We start from the raw sequence: 13,166 nt of genomic DNA on the forward strand, positions 1-13,166 counted from the left end.
AAAAACGCTGCACAAAGATTTGTGCAGCGTTTACTCATTCGAATAGATGTTCGTAGGGGGAGATGTCAATTTGCATTTGCTCTAATTTTTTGCGTAAAAATTTGTGATCGCGTTTTGGTGTTGCTTGGATATAGCCGCGAATAATGAGGTCATTGTTAATGGCTGCTGCTTTTTCTTCTAATGCGAGCTCGCCAATTTTTCCTGCAATTTTTTCCTTCGCCACTTGTCTAAAAAGCTCAGGGACGGGGCTTACGAGTTCATAGAGTAATTCTTTTTCAGCTTGTCCCCACAAGTGAACGGTTTTATCTAAATAATATTCTTGCCAATCTAAATCTGATTTTCCATCCTGCTTTGGGAGTGCCTTTAAAAATTTGCGGAACATGAAGAATCCGCCAATAGCCATCAATGAAATGAGGACGACAACCCAAAATAAAATAAACCATAAAAACCAACCTTGTAACAAATCGTTCACCTCTTTGCCTTCTCTCACTCTATTATAAAAGCTTCTGAAAAAAAATTCATCCTTAATGTCCCTTTTTTAGCAATTCGCCTTTATATAGTGTGCAGAAGGGAGGTGATGCTACATGGCTAATGTTAACTTTGTAAATGCTACACTGCGTCTCAAGTATGTGGATGGCTATGATGAGAACAATGAACCAACGTTCACCACGAAATCGTATCGAAATATTAACAACACACATAGCGCGGACGATTTGTTAGCTGTTGCTTATGCGATTGCTAGTCTTTCATCACAGTCACTGGCTGGCATTGCGAAACAGGAAACACATGATTTATCTTAAGGAGGGATCACAAAATGACACAAGTTCTAGAATTACACTTTGCAACAACTGATGGGAAAACGACAACTCTTTCGATTGATGCACCGAAGCCGAATATCACGGTGACTGACATTCAGCAGGCAATGGCAACGATTATGGCTAAAAATGTTTTTACTGGGCAAGGTGGTGCACTGTCAGCCATCAAGGGAGCTCGTATTGTAGATCGTCAAGTAACAGAATTTGAAGTAGTAACAGAATAATTCAACAATGGTCTTTGCTACGAGAAGTGCAAAGACCATTTTTAACGGAAGAGAGGAGGAGAAGGGTGGAACAGTGGTTGAACATGATATCCGATATCGGTTTTCCGATTCTAGTGTCATTTTATTTATTGCACCGCGTCGAAGTAAAGCTCGATGCGATACATGCTGCACTTGTTTCATTAAAATGAAATGGATTTCACAAAGATGTACGAAAGCTGTCACTTAGAAGTTCTTGTCAACGCTTACAACCTACGTTAGGATGGGGATAGTGTAGGTTAGGGAGAGTGTTGACATGAAACGTAAATTAATAGGGCTAGTGCTGCTGTTAGCCTGTGCATCTGTTTTAGGCGCATGCGGAAATTCAAAATTTAAAGCAGATTATAGTCTAGAAATACCCGATTTCGAACATGTTAATCAACGTGGTGAAACGGTTTCGCTTGAAAGCTTAAAAGGTAAGCCTTGGATTGGCATGTATATTTTCACAAACTGTGTGTCCATCTGCCCGCCCATGTCATTAAACATGGCACAAGTCCAAGAAAAGCTTCAGAAAAAAGGCGTAGAGGACTATAACATTGTTGCCTTTTCAGTAGATCCTGATGTTGATCAGCCAGATGTGTTAGCGAATTATCTTAGTAAATACAATGTTCCAGATAAATCTAAATGGAACCTTCTTACAGGGTATTCACAGAAATATATCGAACAATTTGCGGTGAAAAATACAAAGATTTTAGTGAAAAACGACCCTAACAGTGACCAAGTCATTCATGGTAATCAATTTTTCTTAGTCGATAAAGATGGTGTCCTCGTCAAAATGTATAATGGCTATGCTGAAAACATTGAAGATGTACCGATAGATACGATAGCTTCTGATATCGAAACATATATTGATGAAAATTTATAAAGTAACAATAAACCGTCTCAAATGGTTGAGGCGGTTTTTTATATGTTTTTCTATCTGGAAAAATAATCTTTTTCTGGTTGGGAGTCGTTTATAGTGTAGAAGGAGGGTGATGGCGTGTCTGATCATGAAAAATTCGAGCAGTTAATGGCTATACATACGGAGCAATTGTTTCGAATTGCTTATTACTATACAAAGGATTTACAAATAGCCGAGGATATTGTACAGGATGTGTTTATTAAGTTCTATCATCAAAAACACTATGAGGAACGAGGAGAGATGAAGGCATATTTAGCTCGCATGACAATCAATAAATGCAAGGATTATTTAAAAAGCTGGGCATACAGAAAAATAACATTTCAGCATAAATTTTTTACCAAACAAAAATCAACATTGCCGGACACACTGATTCGTCAAGATGAACAAACGCTGTTAGATGATGCCATTTTAAGCTTACCACTCAAGCCACGAGAAGCGATTGTCTATTTTTACTTGGAGGAGATGACGATTAAAGAGATTGCGGAGCTACTTGCGATTCCTGAAGGTACTGTGAAATCGCGTTTAAAGAAAGGAAAGGAGCTATTAAAAGTAGAGTTACAACATATTGAGTGGGAGGTGCTTTTCCATGGATAAACATACAATGCAGGTACTACAAGATGTTTCAGCACATAAGGAAGCCATTATTCATAAGGTTCGACAACAAATTCAGCAAGAGCCTATTATGCCCAAGCCAAGGTGGGCATATCGTGTCGTTACGATGATGATTACCTGCTCTATTTTACTATTTATTGCCTGGCAAGCCGCCAAACCGATGGATGAGCTGGCGACACAGGATGAAGGGGTAACACCTACATTCACAGATTTATTTCAAACAGAAGTGGAGGGCAAAGACACAGCATTCAGTAATTTTTTTCCACTTGCTAATTATTTAAGTCAGGCAAAACATATCCAATATTATGCACCACTTCAAGGTTTAGAGGCAATGCAATCAGTAGCAACATCACTGGAGGATGTCGTTCATCTCACTGATCCTGAAAATTTACCATTTCAACCAAATATACAGGAGGTCTATGCACTTTCAGCAAAAATGGAGGATGGTAGCAAACAAACGCAATTTCAATTTAGCTATAAAGAAAAATCCTCCACTGGGGTGGATTTACAATTTATTAATTTTACCGTGACAAATGTAAAGTATAATCCCTTAGCGAGCTATGTGAAGTCGAAAAATATAGAAGAAACTTTAGGGATGAAAGTTTCGAATATAGGCTTAAATTTTATGAATCCCCTGTTTTATCGGGAGATGTCACCAGAACGAGGTTATGTATATACTTATTATAATTATGATGAGACGGATAAGCGAATCTTTCAAATGACTACTAGAGCCAATGAGTTTTATTCTTACTATAACGGCTATGTCTATCACATCGGGTATCAACTTGAGGGAGACCCACAGGAGGTGCAAGAAAAAATGGCGATCCTTGCAAGAGATTTTATTCTTGGCGAATAAGTCATGAGACATTTCAATTGAGCTATAATAGAATGATAGAAAAGAGGGGATGGAGGTTCGACTATGACAATTGCACAAACCTATTTACAGGTTGTTCAGAAAAGATTTCAAAGTGTGAAAGAGCTAGGGGATAAAACGCTTGCCCAAATGGAAGAGGCACAATTGCACTGGGCATACAATGAAGAATCCAATAGTATTGCAGTGATTGTAAAGCATGTAAGTGGTAATATGATTTCCCGCTGGACAGATTTTTTAACGACAGATGGAGAAAAGCCAACGAGAAATCGGGATGATGAGTTTGAGCATAGTCTTCACACCAAAGAAGCAATTATCTCGGCTTGGGACAAGGGTTGGCAAGTGTTTTTAGAGGCATTGGCGAGTTTGACAGAATCCGATTTACAGGGGCATGTCACGATTAGAGGGGAGCAGCTAGCGGTCATTGATGCTATTGAAAGACAAATGGCACACTATGCACAGCACGTCGGTCAAATCATTTATATTGCCAAACAGGTAAAGGGCTCTGATTGGCAAACACTCAGTATTCCTAAAGGACAGTCACAAGCTTTTACGGAAGCCATGCTAGATAAACATCAACGCTAAAGAAGAAAGATCGTAGCCAAGTAGTAGGTGCTACGATCTTTTTTCTGCTAAATAGAGCTTGTATAAGGCTGTTTCTAGATCGGTCGCTTGAGCAAGTTCAAATGCCTCCTGCTGACTTCTATGATTTGTGATTATCTCATAGAAAAAGTGAATTAGAAACATGAGATTAGCATTACCCTCAATATAATCATCAGGTGCTAGGTAGGAATGACAGCCACTCTCTAAAAAGGCTGTCGCTAGCTGCTGCCAGCCTAATGTACAGCCTGCCGCAATGACCTTGACACCCTGTAGCTGACAATAGGTTAAGACATCTTGAGGTTCAAAATAGATACTCCTTGGTTCATTTTCTTCATATACCTCTTCTCCTAGCTCAGGCAGACAAAATCGCCCCTCATCGCCATGAAAGTTCAATAGCAAATAATCCATTTTGTGAGGAAGATCATTTCCAGATAAAATATCAATTAAATCATTTGGTCTACCAATTAAATCAAGTGTCACTCCTGCACCAAAGGATTCCAGTGCCGCTCGAATGGCCATGGATTCAAAATCACAATCAGGACCGACTACTAAATGTACATATAATTCTGGTCTACTCATACATCATCACCTCTATTTAAGTATAGCTGAAACTTATTAGCGTAGTAAATCGTATATGACAATAATTACTATAAATGTAAAGTGGTAAAGGAGGTGATAAAGTGCACAAGGGTGGTTATATTTATACACTTATTCTGGGCATGGTTCTGAGTATAAGCACACTACTACTCTTCATTTACAATGAAAGGCAGCGGGAGGAGCTAGTGCCGCTGCATACTCCTATTCAATCGATTAAAGAGGCTTGGTATTTGTCTGGAAATAATGGCAAAGAGCACTATTTATATCCATTAAAGCAAGTATTCTATGTCGACCGCTATGAGGTGAAAGATACAGATCGCCTTCAGCAAGTTTTACAAACTAAAAAGGACCTTAGCAGTCGACCCGCAGACCATGAAGCAGTAAGTGATTTATACATACGCTTCCATAATGGCAAGGAAACGGCCTTGAAAGTAATAGTCGAGGATGAACGATTCTTCCTAATGGATCAAAAAACAGGATTGTATTATGTACTGCAAGCACAAGAAGCTGAGGATTATTTTCATTTGTTAAATGAGAAAAGCAAAATGTCGTGGCTATTATTTATTGTTTATACAATTTTATTTTTTGGTCTTGTCTATATGCTTGCAAAGAAACTAGTAGCCACTAAATCCACAGAGAAAGAAAGCATGCCCTCCAATACGAAGGATAAAAGATCACTAGCAGATTCTATTTATCCAGCCATCTTACCGCTTGTTATCACATTCTCTATGCAGATTTATGGGGCTCAACATAGCTTACTATTACTGAGTGCGATGATGCTGACTTCAGGCATGCGAGAGTTTTTAGAAAAAAGAGGTCATTTTCTGAAAATGCTCCTGCTTCTTCCGCTCTTTTGGTGTTATCTCTATGGTTTCCAAATGATTACTTCCTATTTCAACTGGTGAAATAGTGGATATTATTGTCAATAGCTTAGATGCGAAATTCTCATTATTGTTAAATTTTAGCGATAGTTTAGGAGGAGCAACATAGATTTTATAGGCTAATAGGTTTAGGTAGGCTATACTCAAGTGGATTATAGAAGAATAGAGGGAATCATATGAGACTAACTGTGGAACGGAAATTGCAATTTGCTTTTGGTATTGTCCTCATCTTTTTACTGCTTATTTCAGGGATTGCTATGTACTACTTGAATAATAATAATCAGACATTAGCAGAAATCGAAGACAATACGGAATTAATCCATTTATATCAAGATATCTCGTTCCAAACCGTACGAGCGAATGCGGCTATTCGTGGGTATATGTTATATGGCAAGGAAGAAATGCTCAACAATCATCATGAAATCCGAAATACCTTACATACGTCGATTAATCGACTTCAGGAAATAGGTGATAGTAATCAAGATTTTGATCAATTTTTATCGCAGCTTGACGACTGGGAAAAGGCTATAGATGGGCAGATTGTGCCTCTTTATCAGCGAGGGGATCATCAGCAAGCACAACAAATGGCTTTACCGATTTTAGGTGAGGGCTCTCAGAAATTGGTTGTCTTTGGAAAAACGATGGCTACAGCTCAGCAAGAAGATATGCAGGCTCATATTGAGGCTACCAAGCAAAAAGGAGAAAGAAGTGGCCTGGAAATTATGATTCTAGTGGCTATTTCTCTACTTATAAGCATTATCATTGCAACACTATTTGGTAGACGGATCGCAAAAAATATTCAACAAACAGTAGTTGAAATGGATAAGTTTTCGGAAGGGAATTTGCATACGCATTTACAATTTAAAACCAAGGATGAGTTTGCGCACTTAGCCGATTCCTTCAATAGTATGTCAGAAAAGCTTCGACTCATGATGAAACAAGTCGGAAACTCCTCTGAGCAAGTTGCCGCAACATCCGAACAGCTAACAGCAAGTAGCATGGAGGTTACACAGGCGACAGAGGTGGTAACAGAATCTATTCATGATATTGCACAAGGTATTGATCAGCAGGATACATTAACAGGTGATGTACGAAATTTATCTGCGCATATTTTGAAGAAAATGAATGATATTTCTACAAGCATTCAAAGCGTGAATCAAGCAACAGTCAACACGAAAAATATGGCACAAACAGGTCGTTCTTCTGTGCATGATGTTACAGCGCAAATGAATGAAATTTCTACTAACACAAGTGAGCTAAATACACGTGTGCAAGATTTAGATGACAATACAGCGGCGATTGTATCAGCAGTAAATGTCATTAAAAGTATAGCGACACAGACCAATTTACTAGCAATCAATGCCTCTATTGAAGCCGCAAGGAGCGGGGAGCATGGGAAAGGTTTTGCGGTAGTGGCAGAGGAAGTCCGCAAGCTAGCAGATGAGTCAAATCTTGCTGCAGTTGATATTGAAAAAGTAGTGGCCCAAATTACAGATAGCACGAGGATTATCGAGGAAGATATGGTTAATAGTAATGATTCTGTCCATGTAGGTCGTGAAAAGGTCAATGTGGCAAGGGATAACTTTATACAAATTGATGATGCCATTAATGATGTACAAGCACAGACCGAGCTAGTAACGGCAGCCATTCAAGCAATTCATCAAGATATTGAAAAGTTAGTGCAGGAAATGGACTATATGAGTGAAGTGTCGATCAAATCAAGCCATCATGTGCAAAGTGTTGCAGCCTCTTCAGAGGAACAAAATGCAGCGATGGAGGAGGTAGCAGCAGCCTCTACCCATCTAGCAAAGATGGCGATAGACCTGCAAGAATCCATTCAGTCGTTTAAATACTAAATCCAATTGACCCCTGTCTAGTTACAGGGGTTTTTATTTGTCGGTAAAGCCTGAATAATATGAAAATCGTAAAAAAGTTAGAAAAAAATTTTTTTGTCCGATAAAAGCTTTGGGAGAAATGTTAAGCAGATAAAGAGAGGGAGAGGTTTTGAAAAAATCAAAAGGAGATTGATATATGAAGAAACTATTTAGCAGTTTTAAGGGCAAGCTTTATACGCTATTTGCACTAGTATTACTTATCCCTGTCATATCTGTTGGGAGTTTGTCTTATTTATCTGCAAAAGACTCGATTGAAGAAGAAATTTTATTTAGTGCCAATGAAAGTGTAGGCATTTTAAATAAGCTCATTGACAAAACGATTAGTGAGAAAATGAGTGATATCAATGTATTTAGTAGTGAAATAGATGTGCGCCAATATGAAGAAGCACAAGCTTCGATTGTGGCTAAATTTCAGCAATATACAAAGCTTAATGCAGATGTATTGAGTGTTTATATTGGCATGAATGACGGTCGATTTACACAGGAGCCAAAATTGAATGGTGCAGACTATAATCCATTAGATCGAGATTGGTATAAAGATGCAACAGCTTTAAAAGGAGAAACCTTAATTACCAACCCTTACAAGGATGCGGGGACGGGTGATATGGTGGTAACAGTTGCTAAGCAGACGAAGGATCAGGCTGGAGTTGTGGCCATTGATATTAAATTAACCGATCTTCAAAAAATTGCTGATTCAATTCGAATCGGAAAAAATGGGTATCCTTCTATTTTTGGAGAGGACAAGATGGTCATTTCACATCCTACACTGGAAGCGGGTGGGGAGCTGAAAGAAAGCTTCCTTGATAAAATGTACGAAAGTCCATCAGGTACGTATGAATATGTCTTTAATGGTGATGATCGTCTATTATTCTATACGACAAATGAGCTGACAAATTGGAAAATAACAGGAACAATTTTTGCTAAAGAAATTGATGAGTCTGCTTCCTCAATTTTATACCATACGATTCTAGTCCTTATAGCAGCAATAATCATCAGTTCCATCATTTTTTATTTTGTAATGAGGGCTGTCATTAAACCAATTAAAGCCTTAAAGGATAGTGCTGTTACAATCAGCAAAGGGGATCTCACGGAAATAGTAACGATTACGTCAAAAGATGAGATTGGTCAATTAGGACAAGCCTTTAATGATATGCAAGAAAGCTTGCGGACACTAATTCAAAAAATTGAACAAAATGCAGAGGAGGTTGCTTCTTCAGCAGAAGAACTAACTGCCAATGCCAATCAGACAAGCATTGCAACGGAAAAAGTGGCGATTTCCATTCAGGATGTTGCAACAAGCGCTGATTCTCAAACGATAAGTGCCAATAAAAATGCAGCTTCTTTACATGAGCTTTCTACTGCTATTCTGCATATTGCAGAAATCTCCTCCGCTGTGACGGACCTTTCACAGCACGCGACATTACAGGCAGATGAGGGTGGACAAGCTGTTCAAAATACAAAGGATCAAATGCAATCCATTCATTTATCTGTAGCAGACTCCAATGCGAAAATCCAGACATTGCATGAACGCTCTCAGCAAATTACATCCATTTTAGATGTGATTACAAGCATTGCAGATCAAACAAATTTACTTGCTTTAAATGCCGCTATCGAAGCAGCGAGAGCAGGAGAGCATGGGAAAGGCTTTGCAGTTGTGGCAGACGAAGTGCGGAAGCTTGCAGAGCAATCACAGGAATCAGCTAAACAAATATTTGAGCTTATCCGAGGGATTCAGCAAGAAACGGAGCAATCTGTCAGTATTATGGCGAAGGTTACAGAGGATGTGCAAAGTGGATTGCATATTTCCGATGAAGCCATTGCAAAATTCCAAGTCATTATGACAAGTATGAATGAAATTACCCCTAAAATGGAGGAGGTCTCTTCAGCCTCTGAACAGATGTCTGCAGGTGTTCAAGAGGTAGCAGCAGTAACAGAAGATTTGGCATTCTCCGCGAAAGGCAATGCAGCGGCGTCTGAGGATGTAGCGGCATCAACAGAGGAGCAATTAGCCTCAATGGAGGAAATCAATGCCTCTGCGCAAGCACTCGCGCATATGGCGGATGAATTAAAGCTACTGATTAGTCAGTTTAAATATTAAAGCACAACGCCACTCCAAATTTGGGGTGGCGTTAAGTGTTGATAAATGCCGTACTAGTAGAGCAAAGCAACCGTTTTTATCAAAAAACGCCACTCCAATCTTAGAAGTGGCGTTCAGTATTTTATCGATCTTCTTCTTCCCAACAGTCAGTATTTTTTAAGGTTGGGATTGATTTTGCATAGAAGACAGGATTTTTGCCTGCTCTACGTTGCTCAGTAAAGTCGTCTAGCACAAGGAAGGCAACTTTACCGAGCATCATAATAATGGCGATATTGATAAGCGCCATCAGCCCCATAAAGAGGTCAGCAAGATTCCATACAAGCTGTACCTGTGCGATAGAGCCGAACATAACCATAACTAACACTAAAATTCGATAGCAAAACATCCAAGCTTTATGGGCATCCATAAATTCAATATTGGATTCACCATAATAATAATTACCAATAATTGAACTAAAAGCAAAGAAAATGATGGAGATGGCAATAAAATAAGGAGCCCAATCACCAACATGAACAGCTAAAGAGTTTTGCGTCAAGATAATACCATTACTCTCACCTTTATCATATAAGCCCGCTAAAATAATGATAAACGCAGTGGCTGTACAAATCATAATCGTATCAAAAAAGACACCTAAGCTTTGTACAAGTCCTTGCTTAGCAGGATGCGAAGTATTAGCAGTCGCAGCAGCATTCGGTACACTCCCCATCCCTGCTTCATTGGAAAATAAACCGCGACGTACGCCCTGCATGATTGCTGCCCCAATTGCGCCACCAGCAGCTTCCTGTAGGCCAAACGCATGAGTGAAAATTAATGAAAAAACATGTGGGATTTCCGATAAATTGGTCACCACGACCAAAAGAGCTACAAGTAAATAGAAGATGGCCATAACTGGAACAAGAACTTGTGTCACCTTTACAATTCGATGGACACCACCAAAAATAATTAATCCAGTTAACATGACAAGTATAGCCCCGATAATCTTTGGATTTACATTGAAGGCTTCGCCGACTGAAGTGGCAATTGTGTTGGATTGCACAGCATTAAAAATAAAGCCAAAGCTTAATGTTAATAAAATACTAAAAATAATGCCAAGCTTTCGTTGACCTAACGCTTTCTCCATATAGTAGGCCGGTCCACCACGGAATGTATCGCCATCCTTCACTTTATAGACCTGCGCTAAGGTACTTTCAATGAAGGCAGTGGCCATCCCTAAAATTGCGATTATCCACATCCAAAATACTGCACCAGGTCCGCCTACACCAATGGCTAAAGCTACCCCTGTAATATTTCCTGTGCCGACACGTGAAGCAGCACTAATGGTAAAGGCCTGGAACGGAGAAACCCCCGAATCGCCCTCTCTTTTTTCTACAATTAAACGAAACATTTCAGGAAAAAGACGAATTTGTACAAACTTCGTACCGAATGAAAAATATAATCCTGCTACTAAAAGTAAGATAATGAGGATATATGTCCATAAAATATTATTTCCGCTATCAACTATCGTTGAGATCCATTCCATAAGTTGTCCTCCTTTCACAATACGCTTTAGTCTACACTGTTTTTTTATATAAAATCAACTTTTTTTAATATAATGAATTATGCTAAAATTTTGATATTTTAAATTTATTAATTGCGAAAATTCCTTTTATGTATTATTTTCCAATCGTCATCTATTGCTTTTGGAAAATTCTCTTATTTTTGTGTGAGAGAGGCGTATAATAATAGAAAAAAGGGAGTGGTGTAGACATGAAAACAATCGGCTTAATTGGTGGGATGAGCTGGGAGTCATCTGCTGAATATTACAGACTTATCAATGAACAGGTTAAACATAGACTAGGGGGCTTACACTCTGCGAAATGTATTTTGTTTAGTGTAGATTTCCAGCAAATTGAGCATTTTCAAGCTAACGCTGAGTGGGACAAAGCAGGTGAGGTGCTAGCTCAAGCTGCACAAGCACTGGAGCGGGCAGGTGCAGAACTAATCATCATTTGTACCAATACAATGCATAAGGTCATTGATGTTATCGAGCCTGCTATAACCATTCCTATTTTACATATTGCGGATGCCACAGCTAAGCAAATCAAAGAAGCGGGGCTACAGAAAATAGCGCTTCTTGGCACAAAATACACAATGGAGCAAGCGTTTTATAAGGCAAGGGTAGAAAGCTTTGGCATAGAGGTGATCGTGCCTGACAGCAACGACCGAATGGAAGTAAACCGAATTATTTATCATGAATTGTGTCTTGGCACCATTGTACCAGCATCTAAAACGTACTATAGCCAAGTGATCGAGGAGCTTGTACATGCGGGGGCACAAGGGGTAATTTTGGGCTGCACAGAAATCGGCTTATTGATTCAGCAGGAGGATGTCAGCATTCCGGTGTTTGATACAACGGCGATCCATGCACAGGCTGCTGTATTAATGGCGATTCAGGAGGAGGCATAATATGCAGGGAAAAGTAAGACAATTGGGCATTGAAATTGGCATGTTACCAGTTGGGCAGAAAAACTGCATCACGGATGTAGAAGGAGTCCAAGTGGGACATGTGACATTAGATGAGCCATTAGATCAGAATGGTGCCTATGCGTGTACAGGCGTTACAGCTATTTTACCGCATGGAGGCAATGTATTTCAGGAAAAGGTAACAGCGGCAAGCTATGTACTAAATGGCTTTGGGAAAACAACGGGACTTGTGCAAGTGAATGAACTAGGTGTACTGGAATCGCCCATTATGTTAACCAATACTTTTGGCGTACCAGCTGTGACACAAGGTACATTAAGCTATATGCTTGATAGGAATGAAGACATTGGACTGACAACAGGAACCATTAATCTCGTTGTAGGCGAGTGTAATGATAGTTATCTTAATTCGATTCGAGCTTGTCCAGTGACACCTGCGCATGCCATAGAAGCCATTCGCCAAGCCTCTACAAAGACGGCACAGGAAGGCGCTGTTGGTGCAGGAAAGGGGATGATGTGTTTCGGCTATAAAGGAGGAATTGGTTCTTCCTCTCGCATCGTCAAAGTAGAATCAAATGAAGTGAACTATACAGTAGGCTGCCTAGTTCTTAGTAACTTTGGACAAGGTGGGGAGTTTTTAGCTAAGCATTACAAAGTCTCAACTATGCAGAACCAATCTACTCTATCACCAACAGATGGCTCCATTATCATTGTTCTTGCGACAGATGCCCCGCTAAGTAGTCGACAATTGACACGTGTCATTAAACGCTGTGGTATCGGTTTAGGACGGACAGGCAGTCATTTTTCACATGGTAGTGGTGACATTGTGATTGGCTTCACGACGGCATATTGTATTCCTCATACCGTTGATCAGCTTATAGAGACAAGATTTCAGCTTCGTGAGGATCATCCCATCATGAATCAATTGTTTACAGCCGCAGCGGAAGCGACTGAGGAAGCGATACTGAATTCGTTATCGCAGGCACAGACAACAACTGGCCGCAATGGTCATACTGTACAAGCTTACTCCTTTCATCAGGCATAAAAGAAAAAGCCATTGAAACAGCAAATGAACTGCCCCGTAAAAGTTAGACATCAATCTAACTTTTACGGGGCAGTTCAGTGTTTCAATGGCTTTTTTTAGGTAACCAAACAGGATTCGTTAATTTTTTA

At 39.6% G+C, this 13,166-nt stretch carries 15 protein-coding genes; 12 read left to right on the plus strand and 3 right to left on the minus strand.

Annotated features, from left to right (window positions below):
- Positions 1–34: 34 nt before the first annotated feature.
- Complete coding sequence (locus JIN86_RS09605; RefSeq protein ID WP_004229468.1) at positions 35–463, minus strand: DUF2621 domain-containing protein; 429 nt, start codon at positions 461–463, stop codon at positions 35–37.
- A 121-nt stretch (positions 464–584) separates the two neighbouring features.
- On the opposite strand from JIN86_RS09605, the gene JIN86_RS09610 reads away from it, so the two are divergent.
- The 7 genes from JIN86_RS09610 to JIN86_RS09640 all read left to right on the plus strand — a co-directional run bounded on the left by JIN86_RS09610 (position 585) and on the right by JIN86_RS09640 (position 4,044).
- Complete coding sequence (locus tag JIN86_RS09610) at positions 585–800, plus strand: DUF1659 domain-containing protein (RefSeq protein WP_004229465.1); 216 nt, start codon at positions 585–587, stop codon at positions 798–800.
- A gap of 14 nt (positions 801–814) precedes the next feature.
- A complete protein-coding gene (locus tag JIN86_RS09615; RefSeq protein ID WP_004229462.1) occupies positions 815–1,039 on the plus strand; it encodes a DUF2922 domain-containing protein in 225 nt (74 codons plus the stop codon).
- Between the two features lie 65 nt (positions 1,040–1,104).
- The gene (locus JIN86_RS09620; RefSeq protein ID WP_004229459.1) at positions 1,105–1,227 is read left to right on the plus strand and encodes a YvrJ family protein; all 123 of its coding nucleotides are present in this window, start codon (positions 1,105–1,107) and stop codon (positions 1,225–1,227) included.
- Positions 1,228–1,331: 104 nt separating this feature from the next.
- Positions 1,332–1,940 (plus strand): SCO family protein, encoded by a 609-nt coding sequence (locus JIN86_RS09625; protein ID WP_004229458.1) that lies wholly within the window; start codon positions 1,332–1,334, stop codon positions 1,938–1,940.
- Positions 1,941–2,054: 114 nt separating this feature from the next.
- Positions 2,055–2,570 (plus strand): sigma-70 family RNA polymerase sigma factor, encoded by a 516-nt coding sequence (locus tag JIN86_RS09630; RefSeq protein WP_004229457.1) that lies wholly within the window; start codon positions 2,055–2,057, stop codon positions 2,568–2,570.
- The gene (locus tag JIN86_RS09635; protein ID WP_004229456.1) at positions 2,563–3,444 is read left to right on the plus strand and encodes a hypothetical protein; all 882 of its coding nucleotides are present in this window, start codon (positions 2,563–2,565) and stop codon (positions 3,442–3,444) included. Before JIN86_RS09630 ends, JIN86_RS09635 begins: the two co-directional genes overlap by 8 nt.
- A gap of 63 nt (positions 3,445–3,507) precedes the next feature.
- A complete protein-coding gene (locus JIN86_RS09640; RefSeq protein WP_202341806.1) occupies positions 3,508–4,044 on the plus strand; it encodes a DUF1572 family protein in 537 nt (178 codons plus the stop codon).
- A 30-nt stretch (positions 4,045–4,074) separates the two neighbouring features.
- On the opposite strand, the gene JIN86_RS09645 is transcribed toward JIN86_RS09640, so the two are convergent.
- Positions 4,075–4,641 (minus strand): hypothetical protein, encoded by a 567-nt coding sequence (locus tag JIN86_RS09645; RefSeq protein ID WP_054550850.1) that lies wholly within the window; start codon positions 4,639–4,641, stop codon positions 4,075–4,077.
- Between the two features lie 203 nt (positions 4,642–4,844).
- On the opposite strand from JIN86_RS09645, the gene JIN86_RS09650 reads away from it, so the two are divergent.
- The 3 genes from JIN86_RS09650 to JIN86_RS09660 all read left to right on the plus strand — a co-directional run bounded on the left by JIN86_RS09650 (position 4,845) and on the right by JIN86_RS09660 (position 9,533).
- Complete coding sequence (locus tag JIN86_RS09650; RefSeq protein WP_370568661.1) at positions 4,845–5,564, plus strand: hypothetical protein; 720 nt, start codon at positions 4,845–4,847, stop codon at positions 5,562–5,564.
- A 152-nt stretch (positions 5,565–5,716) separates the two neighbouring features.
- Positions 5,717–7,396: a methyl-accepting chemotaxis protein gene (locus tag JIN86_RS09655; protein ID WP_202341808.1), complete on the plus strand. Its 1,680-nt coding sequence runs from the start codon at positions 5,717–5,719 to the stop codon at positions 7,394–7,396.
- Positions 7,397–7,571: 175 nt separating this feature from the next.
- Positions 7,572–9,533 (plus strand): methyl-accepting chemotaxis protein, encoded by a 1,962-nt coding sequence (locus tag JIN86_RS09660; protein ID WP_004229450.1) that lies wholly within the window; start codon positions 7,572–7,574, stop codon positions 9,531–9,533.
- A 121-nt stretch (positions 9,534–9,654) separates the two neighbouring features.
- On the opposite strand, the gene JIN86_RS09665 is transcribed toward JIN86_RS09660, so the two are convergent.
- On the minus strand, positions 9,655–11,052 hold the full coding sequence (locus JIN86_RS09665; RefSeq protein ID WP_004229444.1) for an alanine/glycine:cation symporter family protein: 1,398 nt from the start codon (positions 11,050–11,052) through the stop codon (positions 9,655–9,657).
- Positions 11,053–11,279: 227 nt separating this feature from the next.
- On the opposite strand from JIN86_RS09665, the gene JIN86_RS09670 reads away from it, so the two are divergent.
- Together JIN86_RS09670 and JIN86_RS09675 are read left to right on the plus strand one after the other, a co-directional pair.
- On the plus strand, positions 11,280–11,978 hold the full coding sequence (locus tag JIN86_RS09670) for an aspartate/glutamate racemase family protein (RefSeq protein ID WP_202341809.1): 699 nt from the start codon (positions 11,280–11,282) through the stop codon (positions 11,976–11,978).
- A gap of 1 nt (position 11,979) precedes the next feature.
- Positions 11,980–13,038, plus strand: a complete 1,059-nt coding sequence (locus JIN86_RS09675) for a DmpA family aminopeptidase (RefSeq protein ID WP_202341810.1) — start codon at positions 11,980–11,982, stop codon at positions 13,036–13,038.
- The last annotated feature ends 128 nt before the right edge of the window (positions 13,039–13,166 follow it).

The organism is Lysinibacillus sp. HST-98 (assembly GCF_016757845.1).
In the GTDB taxonomy this organism is placed as follows: domain Bacteria; phylum Bacillota; class Bacilli; order Bacillales_A; family Planococcaceae; genus Lysinibacillus; species Lysinibacillus capsici.

What these genes read in the sequence shown, in the direction of transcription:
- JIN86_RS09640 (WP_202341806.1), top strand. Translation starts at nt 3,508, where the DNA reads ATGACAATTGCACAAACCTATTTACAGGTTGTTCAGAAAAGATTTCAA.
- JIN86_RS09665 (WP_004229444.1), bottom strand. Translation starts at nt 11,052, where the DNA reads ATGGAATGGATCTCAACGATAGTTGATAGCGGAAATAATATTTTATGG.
- JIN86_RS09625 (WP_004229458.1), top strand. Translation starts at nt 1,332, where the DNA reads ATGAAACGTAAATTAATAGGGCTAGTGCTGCTGTTAGCCTGTGCATCT.
- JIN86_RS09610 (WP_004229465.1), top strand. Translation starts at nt 585, where the DNA reads ATGGCTAATGTTAACTTTGTAAATGCTACACTGCGTCTCAAGTATGTG.
- JIN86_RS09675 (WP_202341810.1), top strand. Translation starts at nt 11,980, where the DNA reads ATGCAGGGAAAAGTAAGACAATTGGGCATTGAAATTGGCATGTTACCA.
- JIN86_RS09645 (WP_054550850.1), bottom strand. Translation starts at nt 4,641, where the DNA reads ATGAGTAGACCAGAATTATATGTACATTTAGTAGTCGGTCCTGATTGT.
- JIN86_RS09635 (WP_004229456.1), top strand. Translation starts at nt 2,563, where the DNA reads ATGGATAAACATACAATGCAGGTACTACAAGATGTTTCAGCACATAAG.
- JIN86_RS09655 (WP_202341808.1), top strand. Translation starts at nt 5,717, where the DNA reads ATGAGACTAACTGTGGAACGGAAATTGCAATTTGCTTTTGGTATTGTC.
- JIN86_RS09670 (WP_202341809.1), top strand. Translation starts at nt 11,280, where the DNA reads ATGAAAACAATCGGCTTAATTGGTGGGATGAGCTGGGAGTCATCTGCT.
- JIN86_RS09615 (WP_004229462.1), top strand. Translation starts at nt 815, where the DNA reads ATGACACAAGTTCTAGAATTACACTTTGCAACAACTGATGGGAAAACG.
- JIN86_RS09660 (WP_004229450.1), top strand. Translation starts at nt 7,572, where the DNA reads ATGAAGAAACTATTTAGCAGTTTTAAGGGCAAGCTTTATACGCTATTT.